The sequence below is a fragment of the Psychrobacter sp. CAL346-MNA-CIBAN-0220 genome (genome assembly GCF_040309805.1).
Classification (GTDB): Bacteria; Pseudomonadota; Gammaproteobacteria; order Pseudomonadales; family Moraxellaceae; genus Psychrobacter.
On sequence record NZ_JBEOPF010000536.1, the window covers coordinates 1 to 253 of the forward strand.

Annotated in this window: 1 protein-coding gene; it reads right to left on the reverse strand. The window is 45.1% G+C overall.

Annotated features, from left to right (window positions below):
- Positions 1 to 253 (reverse strand): lyase family protein (locus tag AAEY88_RS14685; protein ID WP_350563571.1); only part of this gene is annotated, 253 nt, incomplete at both ends.

Consider the following 253-nt stretch of genomic DNA (forward strand, 5'->3'; position numbering starts at 1 on the left):
GCTTTACCGCGAACCAACTCAGGTACATCAGGGTTTTTCTTTTGCGGCATGATAGAGGAGCCGGTACAAAAGCGATCTGGAATTTGCACAAAGTTAAATTGCGCGGACATCCAAAGAATAATCTCTTCGCTCATGCGTGACATGTGCATCATTAGAATAGAAGCTGCTGAGGTAAACTCAATGGCAAAATCTCGGTCCGAAACCGCATCGAGTGAGTTTTGACAAATACCTTCAAAACCTAGCAGTTTGGCCG